This is a genomic window from Arthrobacter sp. 10T413_2 (assembly GCF_056394205.1).
Map to the genome: position 1 here is coordinate 20,411 of NZ_JBFTHK010000013.1, position 14,156 is coordinate 34,566.

At 65.1% G+C, this 14,156-nt stretch carries 14 protein-coding genes; 6 read left to right on the top strand and 8 right to left on the bottom strand.

The features are described from left to right. Window positions 1–35: 35 nt before the first annotated feature. Complete coding sequence (locus AC1DBQ_RS04160; RefSeq protein WP_476927295.1) at window positions 36–1,391, bottom strand: MATE family efflux transporter; 1,356 nt, start codon at window positions 1,389–1,391, stop codon at window positions 36–38. Between the two features lie 198 nt (window positions 1,392–1,589). Between AC1DBQ_RS04160 and AC1DBQ_RS04165 the strand changes: the two genes are divergently transcribed. Together AC1DBQ_RS04165 and AC1DBQ_RS04170 are read left to right on the top strand one after the other, a co-directional pair. Then, on the top strand, window positions 1,590–2,024 hold the full coding sequence (locus AC1DBQ_RS04165) for a DoxX family protein (protein ID WP_476927296.1): 435 nt from the start codon (window positions 1,590–1,592) through the stop codon (window positions 2,022–2,024). Between the two features lie 165 nt (window positions 2,025–2,189). Then, window positions 2,190–3,164, top strand: a complete 975-nt coding sequence (locus AC1DBQ_RS04170; RefSeq protein WP_476927297.1) for an acyl-CoA thioesterase — start codon at window positions 2,190–2,192, stop codon at window positions 3,162–3,164. A 59-nt stretch (window positions 3,165–3,223) separates the two neighbouring features. On the opposite strand, the gene dnaB is transcribed toward AC1DBQ_RS04170, so the two are convergent. Then, on the bottom strand, window positions 3,224–4,609 hold the full coding sequence (gene dnaB, locus AC1DBQ_RS04175) for a replicative DNA helicase (RefSeq protein ID WP_091248443.1): 1,386 nt from the start codon (window positions 4,607–4,609) through the stop codon (window positions 3,224–3,226). 768 nt (window positions 4,610–5,377) lie between these two features. Here dnaB and AC1DBQ_RS04180 point away from each other — a divergent pair. Next, window positions 5,378–5,839, top strand: coding sequence for a hypothetical protein (locus AC1DBQ_RS04180; protein WP_476927298.1), 462 nt, complete (start codon window positions 5,378–5,380; stop codon window positions 5,837–5,839). 3 nt (window positions 5,840–5,842) lie between these two features. Beyond that, window positions 5,843–6,415, top strand: a complete 573-nt coding sequence (locus AC1DBQ_RS04185) for a hypothetical protein (protein WP_476927299.1) — start codon at window positions 5,843–5,845, stop codon at window positions 6,413–6,415. 44 nt (window positions 6,416–6,459) lie between these two features. Here the strand turns inward: AC1DBQ_RS04185 and AC1DBQ_RS04190 are convergent, their stop codons facing one another. The 6 genes from AC1DBQ_RS04190 to rpsF form a co-directional block, all read right to left on the bottom strand. Continuing rightward, window positions 6,460–7,086, bottom strand: coding sequence for an FMN reductase (locus AC1DBQ_RS04190; protein ID WP_476927300.1), 627 nt, complete (start codon window positions 7,084–7,086; stop codon window positions 6,460–6,462). A gap of 160 nt (window positions 7,087–7,246) precedes the next feature. Continuing rightward, window positions 7,247–8,107, bottom strand: a complete 861-nt coding sequence (locus tag AC1DBQ_RS04195; protein ID WP_476927301.1) for a PhzF family phenazine biosynthesis protein — start codon at window positions 8,105–8,107, stop codon at window positions 7,247–7,249. Between the two features lie 161 nt (window positions 8,108–8,268). Further along, a complete protein-coding gene (gene rplI / locus AC1DBQ_RS04200; RefSeq protein WP_018775331.1) occupies window positions 8,269–8,721 on the bottom strand; it encodes a 50S ribosomal protein L9 in 453 nt (150 codons plus the stop codon). Window positions 8,722–8,738: 17 nt separating this feature from the next. Further along, window positions 8,739–8,978 (bottom strand): 30S ribosomal protein S18, encoded by a 240-nt coding sequence (gene rpsR, locus AC1DBQ_RS04205; RefSeq protein ID WP_003800144.1) that lies wholly within the window; start codon window positions 8,976–8,978, stop codon window positions 8,739–8,741. Between the two features lie 125 nt (window positions 8,979–9,103). Then, complete coding sequence (locus AC1DBQ_RS04210; protein ID WP_476927302.1) at window positions 9,104–9,688, bottom strand: single-stranded DNA-binding protein; 585 nt, start codon at window positions 9,686–9,688, stop codon at window positions 9,104–9,106. Between the two features lie 55 nt (window positions 9,689–9,743). Beyond that, entirely contained in the window at window positions 9,744–10,049 is a 306-nt protein-coding gene (gene rpsF / locus AC1DBQ_RS04215) for a 30S ribosomal protein S6 (RefSeq protein ID WP_026266755.1), read from the bottom strand. A 274-nt stretch (window positions 10,050–10,323) separates the two neighbouring features. On the opposite strand from rpsF, the gene AC1DBQ_RS04220 reads away from it, so the two are divergent. Both AC1DBQ_RS04220 and AC1DBQ_RS04225 read left to right on the top strand, forming a co-directional pair. Beyond that, window positions 10,324–11,001: a DUF1345 domain-containing protein gene (locus AC1DBQ_RS04220; protein WP_476927303.1), complete on the top strand. Its 678-nt coding sequence runs from the start codon at window positions 10,324–10,326 to the stop codon at window positions 10,999–11,001. A 328-nt stretch (window positions 11,002–11,329) separates the two neighbouring features. Further along, window positions 11,330–14,038 carry a helix-turn-helix transcriptional regulator gene (locus AC1DBQ_RS04225; RefSeq protein ID WP_476927304.1) on the top strand — a complete coding sequence of 903 codons (2,709 nt, stop codon included), beginning with the start codon at window positions 11,330–11,332 and terminating at the stop codon, window positions 14,036–14,038. Window positions 14,039–14,156 lie beyond the last annotated feature (118 nt).

Below are 14,156 nucleotides of genomic sequence, written 5' to 3' on the forward strand. Positions count from 1 at the left end.
TCCGGCAGAGTCCGACGGCCCCCGGCCGGGCCGGCTCACCGCGCGCCGAGGACCATCCAGCGGTCCGTCCGCGCCCGGAGGCCCAGCGTCAACGCCCGCGCCGCCATGTAGCCCAGGGAAAAGGCGGCCCAGAGCCACAGCAGCCCCGCGCCGCCGCCGATGCCGGAGTGCCACACGGCCAGCAGCAGGGGAAGATAGGCCGCGAGATTCACGACGCCGGCGATCGCAAGATACCGGGCGTCGCCCGCTCCAATGAGGACGCCGTCGAGGACGAAGACGTAGCCGGCGATCGGCTGGCCCGCGGCGAGGACCCACAGGGCGAGCGTAAGCGCCGCCCGGACCTCGGCGTCGGACGTGAAGAGGGCGCCCGCCCACGGCGCGGCCGCCGCGAGGAGGATCCCGGTCAGGGCACCGAAGCCGAGTCCCCACCGCGTCATGGTGCGCGTCAGCGCCCGGACGGCGCCGGGCCGGGCCGCCCCGAGTTCCTTGCCGATCAGAGCCTGGGCCGCGATCGCCAGGGCGTCCAGGGCGAAGGCGAAGAACGTGAAGATGGTCGTTGCCAGCTGGTGCGCAGCAAGATTGACGGGACCCTGGGCCGTCACCGCCACTACCGTGGCAAGAATCGCGATGCGCAGGCTGAGCGTGCGCAGCATGAGCCAGGAGCCGACCTTGGTCAGGGCCGGGATCCCGCGCCAGTCCGGCAGCAGGGACACCCCGTGGTTGCGCGCGTTGCGCCGGACGATCAGCACGTACACGGCCGCCATGGCCCATTGCGCGATGCTCGTGCCCACGGCGGAACCTGTCACGGACCAGCCCAGCCCGTAGACGAGGAACAGGTTCAGCAAGATGTTCAGCGTGAATCCGGCAGCGGCGACGGCCAACGGGGTCCGGGTGTCCTGAAGTCCGCGCAGCACGCCGGTGCCCGCGAAGATGAGCAGCATCGCCACCAGGCCCGGCATGGACCCGCGCAAGTAGTCCATGGCATACCCATGCACCTCGCCGCGGGCACCCATAAGGTCCAGGAGGGGCCCGGCGGCCAGGAACCCGGCGATCGCCAGGACGATGCCCAGCAGAAGCGCCAGCCAGATGCCGTCCCGTCCGGCAGCGAGGGCCTTTGCGAGCTGGCCGTTGCCGATGGCCCGTGCGACCGCCGGCGTCGTGGAGTACGCGAGGAACACCATGAGACCCACGGCCGTGTGGAGGACCGCCGACGCGAGCCCGACGCCGGCCAGTTCGGCAACTCCGAGGTGACCCACGATTGCCGAATCCGCGAGCAGGAACAGCGGTTCGGCAATGAGGGCGCCGAACGCCGGCACCGCCAGGCGGAGGATTTCCCGACGATGCCCCACGGACGGCGGCAGGGTCTTGGGCAGGGAAGGGGAGGCAGGCACGGCTTAACCCTAGCGGGGTGAACACGACGTCGCCCGGCGTCATTTAGTTGACATTTCAACAAAACCGGGGAACCTTTAAAGTTGAAAGTACAACTTCCTCGCTGTTTCGGCCCGTTCCGCGGTTTGGGGATTCCGCTTCTTGGGGATCCCATCGTTTCGCCCCGGCCGAAGCGGCGGTCCACTCGAGAAAAGGCCCCCATGAACCAGCCCGCACTGACCACCTCCGCCCGAACCATCCTGCGCGTTATTACGGGATTCCTGTTCGCGGCCCACGGCTGGCAGAAATTCAACGAATTCACCATCGCCGGCACCCAGGCTGCCTTCACCCAGATGGGCGTCCCGGCGGCCCAGGCGGTGGCCCCCGTCGTCGCGACCCTCGAACTCGTCGGCGGCGTCGCACTGATCCTGGGCGTGCTCACCCGCGTTTTCGCCGCCCTCCTCGCACTGGACATGCTGGGCGCCCTCTTCCTGGTCCACGCCTCCGCCGGCGTCTTCGTGGCCACCGGCGGCTACGAGCTGGTGCTGATCCTGGCGGGCGCCGCCCTGGCCGTGGCCCTCGTTGGCGCCGGCACGGTCTCCGTGGACAAGGCGCTCTTTGGCCGTAGCGGATCCAGGCTCCGCGTCCTCGCCTGAGGCGTTTGTCCCGGCACCTTCCAGCGCTCCCGGCGGGCGGTCACCTCGCGGTGGCCGCCCGCCGTCGCATGTCACCGGGTTCCTATGGCGCGGGTTATGGCGTCCCGGACAGCGATTGTGTCGCCGGCCCACGGCTCCCGGCCGGCCCTTCAGTAAACTCACAGCATGAGCGAGAACGCGCCCAATTCCGTGACCCTGCGCTTCCTGGCGGCACCCACCGACGTCGGCCACAGCGGTTCGGTCGACGCCGGCACCGTGCTGGAGTGGGTGGACAAGGCGGCCTACGCGGCCGCCGTCGGCTGGTCAAAGTCCTATTGCGTGACGGCCTACGTGGGAAACATCCACTTCGCAGATCCGGTCAACAGCGGTGACATGGTGGAGGTCGAGGCCACGATCGTCTACACCGGGCGGTCCTCGATGCACATCCGCACCGTGGTGTCCTCGAGCGATCCCAAGGGCGGACCCGCCACCATGCGCAGTCAGTGCATCGTGATCTTCGTGGCCGTGGGCGCAGACGGCAAACCCATACCGGTGCCTCAGTTTGAACCCGCGACGCCGGCAGAAATCGACCAGCGGGACGACGCGCTGGCCCGGATCAAGGTCCGCGAAGAAATCGTCCAAGCCATGAGCGAGCAGGAATATACCGATGCCGGCACGGCCGAACGCGTGGTGCTGCGGTTCATGGCGGCGCCCACTGACGTGAACTGGGGCGGCAAGGTCCACGGCGGAATCGTTATGAAATGGATCGACGAGGCCGCGTACGTCTGCGCCTCCCGGTACTGCGGAAAGGACACGGTGGCCGTGTTCTCCGGCGGCGTGCGGTTCTACCGTCCGTTGCTGATCGGCCACGTGGTGGAAGTGGAGGCCCGGCTGGTGTACACCGGCACGAAAGGCATGCACATCGCCGTGCACGTCCGTTCGGGAGACCCCAAGGGACGCGAGCTGAACCTCACCACGTACTGCCTGACGGTCATGGTGGCCCGCGACGAGACGGGAACGTCGGTCCCGATCCCGCAGTGGGTTCCGGTCTCCGAGGAAGACAAGCGGCTGCACGCCCATGCCCGCGAACTGCTGGAAATCCGCGGCCGGGCCCCGGGGAACCGGCTGCCCAACCATCTGCTCGCGGCAGGCGGCCGCTAGGTCCGGGCCGGGTTGGTCCTGGCCGGGCGGGGCGGGTTGGTCCTGGCCGGGCGGGGCGGCTAGAAGCCGCCGCCACCGCCGGCGTCGGCCGCCATGTTGGCAAACCGTGAGTAGTGGCCCTGGAAGGCCACAACAATGTCCTTCGTGGGGCCGTTACGGTGCTTGGCGATCAGGATGTCCGCCTCACCGGCGCGCGGGGACTCTTTGTCGTAAACGTCTTCACGGTGCAGCAAGATCACCATGTCGGCATCCTGCTCGATGGAGCCGGATTCACGCAGATCCGAGACCATGGGCCGCTTGTCCTGGCGCTGCTCCGAGCCACGGTTCAGCTGCGACAGTGCAATCACAGGGACCTGGAGTTCCTTGGCCAGGAGCTTCAGCGCACGGGAGAACTCGGAGACTTCCTGCTGACGGGATTCCACCTTCTTGCCCGAGCTCATCAGCTGCAGGTAGTCCAGGATCACGAGCTTGAGGTCATGCTGCTGTTTCAGGCGCCGGCACTTGGCGCGGATTTCCATAAGCGACATGTTGGGGCTGTCATCGATGAACAGCGGGGCATCGTTCATCCGGCCCATCGTGGTGGCGATTTTGGACCACTGCTCGTCTTTGATGGTGCCCTTGCGGAGGTCCTGAAGGCCGATCGTGGCCTCGGCGGACAGCAGGCGCATGGCGATCTCGTTGCGGCCCATTTCGAGGGAAAACATGACGGTGGTGAGGTTATTCTTGATGGCGGCCGAGCGGGCGAAGTCCAGCGCGAATGTGGATTTACCGACGGCGGGGCGCGCGGCGATGACGATCATCTGGCCGGGATGCAGGCCGTGGGTCAGTTCATCGAGCTCGTAGAAGCCGGTGGGGACACCCACCATGCCCTCCCCGCGGTGTCCGGAGGCCTCGATCTCGTCCACCGTGGACTCCATGACGTCCTTGAGGACCACATAGTCCTCAGCGGTGCGGCGTTCGGCGACGGCGTAGACCTCGGCCTGGGCCTGGTTGACGAGGTCCTCCACCTCGCCGTCCTGTCCGTAGCCGAGCTGGACTATCTTGGTGCCGGCGTTCACAAGGCGGCGCAGCACCGCGCGTTCGCCCACGATTTCGGCGTAGTACCCGGCGTTGGCGGCGGTGGGGACCGTCTGGATGAGTTCGTGCAGGTAGGCGGGTCCGCCGATCCTGTTGATTTCACCGCGTTTGGTCAGCTCGTCCGAGACCGTCACGGCATCGGCAGGCTCACCGCGGCCGTAGAGGTCAATGATGGCCTCGTAGATGGTTTCGTGTGCCGGACGGTAGAAGTCCTGGCCGCGCAGGATCTCGACGACGTCGGCGATGGCGTCCTTGGACAGCATCATGCCACCCAGGACTGACTGCTCCGCGGGAATGTCCTGCGGGGGCTTGCGGCTGCCCTCGGCTCCCCGCGTACCCTCGACTGAGTCCAGATGCGTAACTGACAAAACTGCCGTCCTTCATTGTGTGCCGCGGCGGATATCCTTTCGCCGCGGCGCGTAAGCGCTGTGCGGTGATGCCCAGCTGCCCTGATGCCTAACTGCTGCGGTGCCTACCCGCCGTGGTGCCAGCTGCGGTGCCTACCCGCTGTGGTGCCAGCTGCGGTGAATCCCAACGGCTGTGATGCCCAACATCACGGCTTGGCGCCACCGGGCCACCCAATTCGTATCAGTCAGCTCCGACAATTCGCCGCCGGTCCTCCCTGCCGCGGTTATCCACAGCGCTGGTGCGGCCGTACGCCGCCGGGATCCCGGGGGCGGGTTTCCTCAGTGGGCACCGCCCGGCGACCGAAGGATTTCCGCTTCCAAAGCCCGATATCCTGCAACGTTATCCCCCGATCGGGCAGGCACCAACCCGGACGGCGCGCCCCCCTGTGGATAACCTGTGCACTAGTGGCAGATGCTTGTGCACAGTCTGTGGGTAGAGCTGTGGATAGAAAAAAAGTTGAGTCCGTAATCCATTCTTGACCTGCGGAAACATTGGATTCATCTTGTGGACACAAAACAATTTTCGCCAAGGTTCATCCACAGCCTGCACCTTGTGGCTGGGGATACGCCGCGGCTTGGGAGGCCACATTCGCGGCCCGATACGCGCATTTTGTGAGCGGACTCACGCCAGTGGGGAGGATTGAGGTGGAGTTGACGCGGGCCGCTGCGCACTGTAGGCGCGGTGCGGAACATGCTGTGGATAACCGCAATCTGGCATAAGCTCTAACCATGGGCGATGTACTGATAGTCATGTTGCCTGGCCTCATTCTGGCGGCTGTGCTCTGGACGGTCGCCACGGCCCTGAAGCCGCGGAATTTCGGCATCTCGGACGCCGAGCGCTACCAGCGGGAACTGGCAGTAAAGTCCCAGGCCCACTATGCCGCGCAAGTCGAGGCTGCCGTGGCCGCGCGAGCCCGGATTGAAGCCACCACGCGCCCCAGCCAGAACTCCCAGCAGCAGTCGCAACAAGAGGACCATGCCCGCTCAGCGCTGCTCTCCCGGAACGCCTCGGCCCCTGCAGGGACGCGGCACGGAGACCCCCTGCTCGCCGTCGGACACCTCAGTCCCCAGCTCCTCCAGGAGCTGCAGGCGCTGGCCCGCAGCGGCCATAAGATCAAGGCCACCCGGCTGCTGCGGCAGTCGACGCACTCAGACTTCAAGACCGCTAAGAATTATGTAGATCGGCTGTAGCACATGGAAGCACTGCTCATTCCCGTACTGATCCTGGTGCTCGTGGCCGCCGGCGTGCTGCTGGCGGTCCGGGCATGGAGCCGCCGCGGCCAACGCTCCCGACCGGAGGCCATGCCACGGCCGGACCCTGACTCCGCGGAGCTCGCCCGGGCGGTGGCCGCCAAGCTCAATCAGGAGCAACACCGGCGGCTGTACGCACTGATCGCGCAGGGACAGGCCATGGCTGCCATCAAGGTGTACCTCGAAGCCACGGGAGAGGGCCTCCGCGCGTCCCGCGACGCTGTCGCGGCTCTAGCGGCCCACCCCCAGCCGTTCCGTGCCCCAGAGGCCGTCAAGGAGCCGGCCCCGGACGAGGACGAGGTGCCGCAGCGGTTTTCGTACCGCTACCGCGCGATCGCGAGCAAGGGCGACGTCACGCGCGAGGTGAGCAGCAACATGCTCAATGACGAGATCTACGGGAGAATCCGCACCCTGGCCAAGAGCGGAGACACCGAGGCGGCGGCGACCGCACTGACCCGCCACTCGGATATTTCCATGAAGCAGGCCAGAGAGTTTATCGCTCTGCTCGACGACTGATCACGGACAGCTCGAAGAGGCCCGGGTTGCCCGGCCTGCAGACGCTACCGCTGGCCGGAGATCCCGGCGAGCAGCTGCTCAAACGGCAGGGACTCCAGCACGGCCGGCTTCTGTTGCGACCCTGCGTCCTGGAGCAGGCGGACGAACTCCCCCGCTGCCCGATCCACACGCACGGACAGCGGCGAGCCGCCGTCGTCGTTGTTTCCCCAATCCTGGGGACCGGCGAAGACCGCGGTGGCCGCGATCCGGGTCCGAAGGTAGGTGAAGAGCGGCCGCATCGCGAAGTCCAGCACCATCTGGTGCCGGTCCGTGCCGGCGGTGGCACCGAGGAGAACCGCCTTGCCCTCCAGCGCCTTGGGATCGAGCACGTCGATGAAGGACTTGAATAACCCGCTGTAGGACGCGCTGAACACCGGGCTGACGGCGATGACGCCGTCAGAGGCCTCGACGCCGGAGATCACGTCGGCCAGCCGCGGAGCTGCGTAGCCGGTCACGAAGTTGTTGGCGATGTCCACGGCGAGGTCCCGCAGTTCCACGACCTCGATGTCAACGGCGTAGCCGGCCGCAGCAAGCTGCCGCTCGGCCGAAGCTGCCAGCTGATCCGCCAGCAGGCGGCTCGACGAGGGGACGCCGAGTCCGGCGGAGATAACGGTGATACGGCGGGTTTCCACGGAGTGCTCCTAAGTTGAATCCAGGTCAGCAACGCCAATACATGCGTTTGCATCTACCTACTCAAGAGCCGGCCGCGTGGATTTATTCCCGCCGCCGTTGCGCCATCATTCCTGGTCCCTAAGAGGCGGGAATAACAACCACAGCAGATGGCGCAACGGCTCAGAGCATGACCCATCCCTCGATGCAGCTCGTGGAATCTCCGCCCACCCAGATGTCCTCACCGGCGGCCTCGACGTAGATCCGGCCAGCGCGACCCAAGACTGTCCCCTGCGCCGCGACGTAGGCCTCCGGAGCACGTCCGCTGCGGATCAGCCACTGGGCCGCGCCGGCGTTGAAGCTGCCCGTGACGGGGTCTTCCGCGGCGGCGTCCCCCGGAACGAAGGTGCGCACCTCGAAGTCGACGGCGGATCCGGCCGGGTGCCGCCCGATGACGCCCACCTTGAGCCCGGTCATAGCCGCATAGTCCGGGCGGACGCTCAGCACCTGTTCCGCCGATTCCAGCAGCACACCGATCCAGTCCGGGCCGTTGACCAGCCACGACGCATCCAGCAGGTCTTCCAGGGGCAGCCCCAGGCCGGCGGCGATACGCCCCAGGTCTTCCTCCGCCACCGCTCCCGAGCGGGTCAGCGGCGGGGCCGCGAACGCGAGGCGTCCGGCGTCGCGCTTCACCCTCACCAGCCCGGCACCGCATTCCTGGACCACCACATCGTCCTGCTGCGGGATGCCGCCCGCCTCAAGCCAGGCGTGCGCCGAGCCCAGGGTGGGATGGCCGGCAAAGGGAAACTCTTCGCTGCCGGTGAAGATCCGCACCCGGTAGTCGGCGTCGGGGTGCGTGGGCGGCAGCAGAAACGCGGTCTCCGCAAGATTGGTCCAGTTGGCGAACTGCTGCATCGTCCCTGCCGCGAGCCCCTCGGCGTCGACGACGACGGCCAGCGGGTTTCCGCGGTAGGGCTCGGCGGAGAAGACGTCGACCTGGTTGAAGGGACGAAGGCGGGGCGCCGCGGCGGGATCGGGGTTCACCGCAGCAGGCTAGCAGCAGCGCCGCCCAATATGGGCCGTGAGGGACCCGCGTTGACGTTAAAGCAGAAGGCCCCAACTGTCGGATCCTCAGAGGGATCCGACGGCGGGGGCCTTCCAGCAGTCCAGGACTGCCTAGCCGGGGAGGCGAGTAGTCGAAAGGACTACTTGCCTGCGACGACGTCTAGTTCGATCACAGCGGAAACGTCGTCGTGCAGACGGACGTTTGCCTGGTAGGAACCGGTCGACTTGATGTGTGCCGGCAGTTCAACCTTGCGCTTGTCGATGCGGCCCAGGCCAGCGGCCTCAACAGCGTCGGCCACGTCGCCCTGCTTGACGGTGCCGAACAGGCGTCCGGTTGCGCCAGCCTTGACGACCAGCTTGACCGGCTTGGCGGAGAGTGCAGCGGCCTGCTTCTGAGCGTCTTCCAGGGAAGCGTGCTCGCGGGCAACGCGGGCAGCCTTGATGGACTCAACCTGCTTCTCGCCACCCTTGGACCAGGTCAGGGCGAAGTTGCGGGGCAGCAGGTAGTTACGTGCGTAACCGTCCTTGACCTCGACAACATCGCCAGCAGCACCGAGACCGGTTACTTCGTGGGTCAGAATGAGCTTTGCCATGTTAGTTAATCCCTTCCTTAGCCGCGGCCAGCGCCGGAGTAAGGCAGCAGAGCAACTTCGCGGGCGTTCTTGATTGCCTGGGCGATCTTGCGCTGTTCCTGCACCGTGACGCCAGTGACGCGACGGGCGCGGATCTTTCCGCGGTCGGAGATGAACTTGCGCAGCAATGCTACGTCCTTGTAGTCGATGACAGTGATGTCAGCGGCCTTCAAGGGGTTGGACTTTGGTTTGGGCTTACGGAGTTCAGCCTTAGCCATCGTGGAGCTCCTATTCGATGGAGCCCGTGGATATTGATCCACGGGATGGTGGTGATCCGGCGCAGTCTGCACCCGGCCGCCTTGCGGCGTCCCGGCGGCTTTCGTTGCCGGACCTTAAATGTTGTTTAGAAGGGAGGTTCGGAATCCGGGCCGTTGCCCCAGCCGCCGCCTGCATTGCTGACCCCGGGCGTGGCCCAGGGGTCTTCCTGCGCTGCGGGCTGGTTGCCGCCCCAGTTTCCACCGGCGTTGCCACCCTGGTTTCCACCAGAGTTGCCACCGAAACCGCCGCTGTTGCCGCCGCCGAAGCCGCCCTGACTGCCGTTTCCGGCACCCCCAGCGCCGGAGCGCTGGGTGCGGTTGACCTTGGCATTGGCGTAGCGCAGGCTCGGGCCGATTTCATCGACCTCGAGCTCGATAACGGTGCGCTTCTCGCCTTCTTTGGTTTCGTAGGAACGGCTCTTCAGCCGGCCGGAGACGATCACGCGCATGCCCTTGGTCAGGGATTCGGCGACGTTTTCGGCTGCTTCACGCCAGACCGACGCGCGGAGGAACAGGGTTTCCCCGTCCTTCCACTCATTGGACTGCCGATCGAAGGTACGGGGAGTAGAAGCGATGGTGAAATTCGCTACGGCCGAACCGGACGGTGTGAACCTGAGTTCGGGGTCACTGGTGAGATTACCGATGACCGTGATAGTGGTTTCGCCTGCCATCTACTGCCTCCTTGTGCGTTCCTGCGGGGATGAAGATTGAAGGTTGACCGCTGAATTACTCAGCAACAACTTTCTGCTCTTCAGGGCGGGTGATCTTGGTGCGCATGATGGTCTCGTTGAGACTCAGCTGGCGGTCAAGTTCCTTGGCGGTAGCCGGCTCAGCGGTGAAGTTCACCACGGCGTAGATACCTTCGGACTTCTTCTGGATTTCGTAAGCCAGGCGACGACGGCCCCAGATGTCAACCTTTTCGATGGTTCCACCATCGTTGGTGATGACGTTCAGGAACTTCTGAAGCGACGGCTCAACGGCACGCTCTTCGACCTCGGGGTCGATGATTACCATCAATTCGTAAGGACGCATATGTGAACCCACCTCCTTTGGGCTAAGCGGTTACGGCATTTCCGTAACAGGAGGTTCATTTGCGGTGCCGTGCGATGCCCGACCACCGGAACGGAGGCAGGGCGCAGCACAGACTTCAATATCTTAGTGCATCGTGGCTTGTTTCGGCGATTCCTAATGGGTCAACGCTAGCCCGGGCGCCCGGCGGCGGGAACAGGGTAGGACCCTCATGTGGAAAACCGCCGCGCGGGCGGGGGTCGGGGAGCCCGCCGGCGGTCTGTGTCATGATCTGAAAATGGACACCGACACCGACACCGCGCTGCCGCCGGTCCGCCGCAGCCGGCTTCGCTTCGCCGTCATGGTGCTGGTAGGACTCCTCGCCGCCGCGGCAACAGGGATGGCAGGGCACTGGGTGGAAGCCCCGGCGGTCGGATGGGGCTGCGCCGCGGCCTGCTATGTGATCTGGGTCTGGCTGGTCGTGGGCCGGCTGGGCCCCGCCGAAACCCGGGCCCACGCCACGGCGGAGGACCCGTCCCGCAGCGTCACCGACCTGCTGATCCTGGCCACGAATGCGGCGAGCCTTGTGGCGGTGGTCGCCGTCGTCATCGATTCACACAGCAGCGACAACGTGGCGCGCCTCGGCGGCGGGGTGCTGGCCCTGGCATCGGTGGCGCTGTCCTGGCTGCTGGTCCAGACCCTGTTCACACTGCGGTACGCGGAGCTCTACTACGGCACGGAGCCACGTGCGGGCGGGGCCGTTGGCGGGATCGACTTCAATCAGGACGGACCCCCGCAGTACACGGATTTCGCGTACCTCGCGACGAGCCTCGGGATGACCTACCAGGTCTCGGATACCGCGCTGAAAAACCATGGCGTGCGTGCCGAGGCGCTCAAGCACAGCCTGTTGTCCTACGTTTTTGGGACCATCATCCTGGCCGCCACACTCAACCTCGTGGTCGGTCTGACCGCCTAACCCTCGTGCCGGTTGGGGCCGGCGGGGGGCAGGCGGGGTCCGCTTCAAATGGTCCGCATACATTGCGGTCGCACTACTCGAATTCGCCCGAACCACTACTCGATTATTCGTGCGCCATAGTAGTCCGGCAGGCCCAAAGCTATATTTGCTTCAGCACGGCCATTTGGTCAGGGATTCCGCTCCCGCCCCGGAGCACGATTTCGGACCTTTGCTTTGGAAGAAGCATTGGACTGTGAGGATTAGCAGCTCAGATTGGCTTCATTATTTCTTTTCCCAGAAGGAGATGATGCCAGTTCTGAACGGTCTCGAGGGATGAAATGGGGGGCACATGGTTTTGTTTGGCCGAGACAAGGAAATCGCCCGCGTCCTTGCGTTGATCCGAAGCCCCCGCGAGTCCGCGATGACGGTTACGGGAGGTCATGGAAGCGGCAAGTCGTCGCTGCTCGCGGAAATTGCCAAGTGGGATGAGTACCGGACGGTCCTCCTCCGCGCTAATCCTTCAGAGTCAAGTTGGCCCTTTTCCGGCCTTACCGCGCTGCTCAACGGAATTGACGACCCCGCGCTGGCGCCCCTCACCGACTATGTGGCCACGTCACCGCGCGGAAACCTCGACGCCGCGGACATTTCAACGATGCTCCTCTCCGCTCTCCGGCAATGGTCCGCGGACCGGACGGTTGTGGTGATTGACGACGCCGAGCAACTCGACCCTGCCAGCCAGATTGTCTTCGGCTTCCTGGCTCGCCGCCTTGCAGGAACAGGACTGGTGCTCATTGCAAGCATGCGCGGCGAGGCGCCGGAGAGTCCGTTTGCCCGGCTGGCCACTCTTCACTTGGAGAATTTGAGCCTCAGCGACGCTGTACGAATGCTCGAAGCCATAACGCCCGGAGTGGGCAGCACAGCAGTAATCCACGCTGTTGCAGCGGCTACTCACGGCAATCCGTTGGCATCGATCAACCTCTACAATCAGCTGATGCAGCGCCAACTGCAGGGGCAATACGCCCTCCCTGTCCCCTTGCACTGGAACGGAAGCTTCGAGCCTGATCTGGCGGCATCGATTTCGGCGTTTTCGCCACGAGGACGGCGGGCACTTGACCTCCTTTCCCTTTCTTACCGGAGCAGCGCCGCTCTTCTGGAGGAAATGCCCGGGGACCTATGGGCAGGCGTGGATGAAATTGTCTCCGCCGGAATAGCCGTCCAAACCGGTTCGCACCTCAGCATTCAGAATCAAATGCTACGCGCGCACGTTTTCTCGGCTATGCAACCTGCGGAAAGAACCGCACATCACCACGCGTTGGCTGCGGTCGCCGAAAAAGCGGATCGACAGGCCTGGCCGTGGCACTTGAGCTACACCCCGGCCGTGCGCCGGGACACATCATTCACCTTGCTCCGCCACGCCATTGAACTTGTGCGGGCGGAGGAGACGCAATCTGCGGTCGAGTACATCGAGCGGGCCCTCACCATCAATCCCTGGGAGGCAGAGACGGCTGCCAGGCTAGGCACAGTCGCGGAAGTGCTGTTCAGCAGGGGGGAATTCGTCTATGCGAAACGCTACTTGGACTGGGCACAACGGATCACGAAAAACCGTGCGCTGACGCTGCGCCTCACCGGGCTCGATTTCCAGATGGAGCTGATGAAGGGCAATTCCGTGCGGCCGAGCATGATGCTTCGGCTCATTAAGGAATTCGGGCATCATGATCCGGGGCTCTCCGCCTGCCTCCTCTCCATCGGCGCCCTGCACATGGCCGAGCGCTGGCAGGTCGAGGATGCCGAGCAACTGTTGGAGCACGCGGAACATTTCCTGGGCGAAGCGTCCAGCGAGGCCCTGGCCGTGAACCAGCGCGCAAGACTACTGGCCGGCGCCGTAAAAGGGAGCGTTGAACAGATATCCCGAGCAGCCGACGGCGACGCCAACAGTTCCCCGGCATCGCTACTACTCAAGGGGCGCGCTCTGACATATGCCGAGAATTACGAGGGAGCCCGCGACCTCTTTTCCCTTGTCCGGAACTTAAGCGCGGCCAGCGATGCGAACTGGAGTGAGACGGCGCGATACTTCGCAGCGGACAATGAAATCCGCGCCGGAAACTTTCGCTCCGCCATTGCACTCATAGATGAAATTGCGAGTTCAGCGACAAGCCAGCAGTACCACCGCGGGATGCGCAACAATTTTCTGCTCTGGCGGGCCTATTCGGTCGGGGACCAGGTGGCGGCCCACGATTGCCTCGCCGAGGCTCAAACGTTTGTCAGCGCCGACGCGCCAGCGCCGGCGGCGGCGCAGCTCTTTGCGTGCCAAGGGCATTTTGCGCTGATGCGGGGCGACCTTGAGGAGGCCTGCACCTTCCTGTCGAGGGCTGTCGAAATTGGAGTCGGTTTCAACAATCCGGCCCTTCTGCGCTGCGAGGCCGACCTGGTGGAGGTGCTGGCCCGGACGGGCCACCGACGCGAGGCCGCCCGGGCCCTCACCGGGATGGAGTACCGGGCCGCCGGCCTGAGGTCCCAATGGTTGCGGATGGCGGTCTCCCGCTCCCGGGCCTTGGTCGCGGAAGGAGACCACTCCCTGGAACTCTTCGTCCAGGCCCTGAATTCCTGGCAGAAGGATGATTCCTTGTTCGAACGTGCCAGGACGCATCTCTGCTACGCCGAGCGGCTGGAGACTTCCGGCAGGCACAAAGACGCCAAGAACGCCCTGCTGAAGGCAAAAGCGCTGTTCGAAGAGGCGGGAGCCGCGTCGTGGACACAGACCGTGGACGCAATGCTTCTCGGCGACCACCTGCAGGATGTCCCGGAGATCCACGGCCCGGCGCTGCCGCTGCTCTCGGACCAGGAACGCGAACTGGTCCAGCTCGTCGCCCGCGGCCGGCGCAACAAGGAAATTGCAGCCTCGCTGTTCGTCTCCGTCAGGACGGTCGAAGTGCGCCTCACCGCGATATATCGGAAGCTGGGGGTCCAGTCACGTTCCCAACTGACGTGCCTTGTGTCTACCGGAGGAACAGTTCCATTACCGGAGCCAGCCCGTGAGGCGTCCGTCCTGGCCGTCTAGGGATGCGCCTGCTCGGAGCCCCTGTCCTGCCCGGAGCGGGCTCGCAGCCGACCGAGGGATCGCCACATCCACAATCCCGCAGATCCCGCATACTTCTCCCGCCCGGACCACATGAAGC

Excerpts from the sequence above, each read along its gene's own strand:
- AC1DBQ_RS04165 (WP_476927296.1), top strand. The coding sequence starts at position 1,590 with ATGAACCAGCCCGCACTGACCACCTCCGCCCGAACCATCCTGCGCGTT.
- AC1DBQ_RS04170 (WP_476927297.1), top strand. The coding sequence starts at position 2,190 with ATGAGCGAGAACGCGCCCAATTCCGTGACCCTGCGCTTCCTGGCGGCA.
- AC1DBQ_RS04180 (WP_476927298.1), top strand. The coding sequence starts at position 5,378 with ATGGGCGATGTACTGATAGTCATGTTGCCTGGCCTCATTCTGGCGGCT.
- AC1DBQ_RS04185 (WP_476927299.1), top strand. The coding sequence starts at position 5,843 with ATGGAAGCACTGCTCATTCCCGTACTGATCCTGGTGCTCGTGGCCGCC.
- rplI (WP_018775331.1), bottom strand. The coding sequence starts at position 8,721 with ATGGCAAAGCTCATTCTGACCCACGAAGTAACCGGTCTCGGTGCTGCT.
- rpsR (WP_003800144.1), bottom strand. The coding sequence starts at position 8,978 with ATGGCTAAGGCTGAACTCCGTAAGCCCAAACCAAAGTCCAACCCCTTG.
- AC1DBQ_RS04210 (WP_476927302.1), bottom strand. The coding sequence starts at position 9,688 with ATGGCAGGCGAAACCACTATCACGGTCATCGGTAATCTCACCAGTGAC.
- rpsF (WP_026266755.1), bottom strand. The coding sequence starts at position 10,049 with ATGCGTCCTTACGAATTGATGGTAATCATCGACCCCGAGGTCGAAGAG.
- AC1DBQ_RS04220 (WP_476927303.1), top strand. The coding sequence starts at position 10,324 with ATGGACACCGACACCGACACCGCGCTGCCGCCGGTCCGCCGCAGCCGG.
- AC1DBQ_RS04225 (WP_476927304.1), top strand. The coding sequence starts at position 11,330 with ATGGTTTTGTTTGGCCGAGACAAGGAAATCGCCCGCGTCCTTGCGTTG.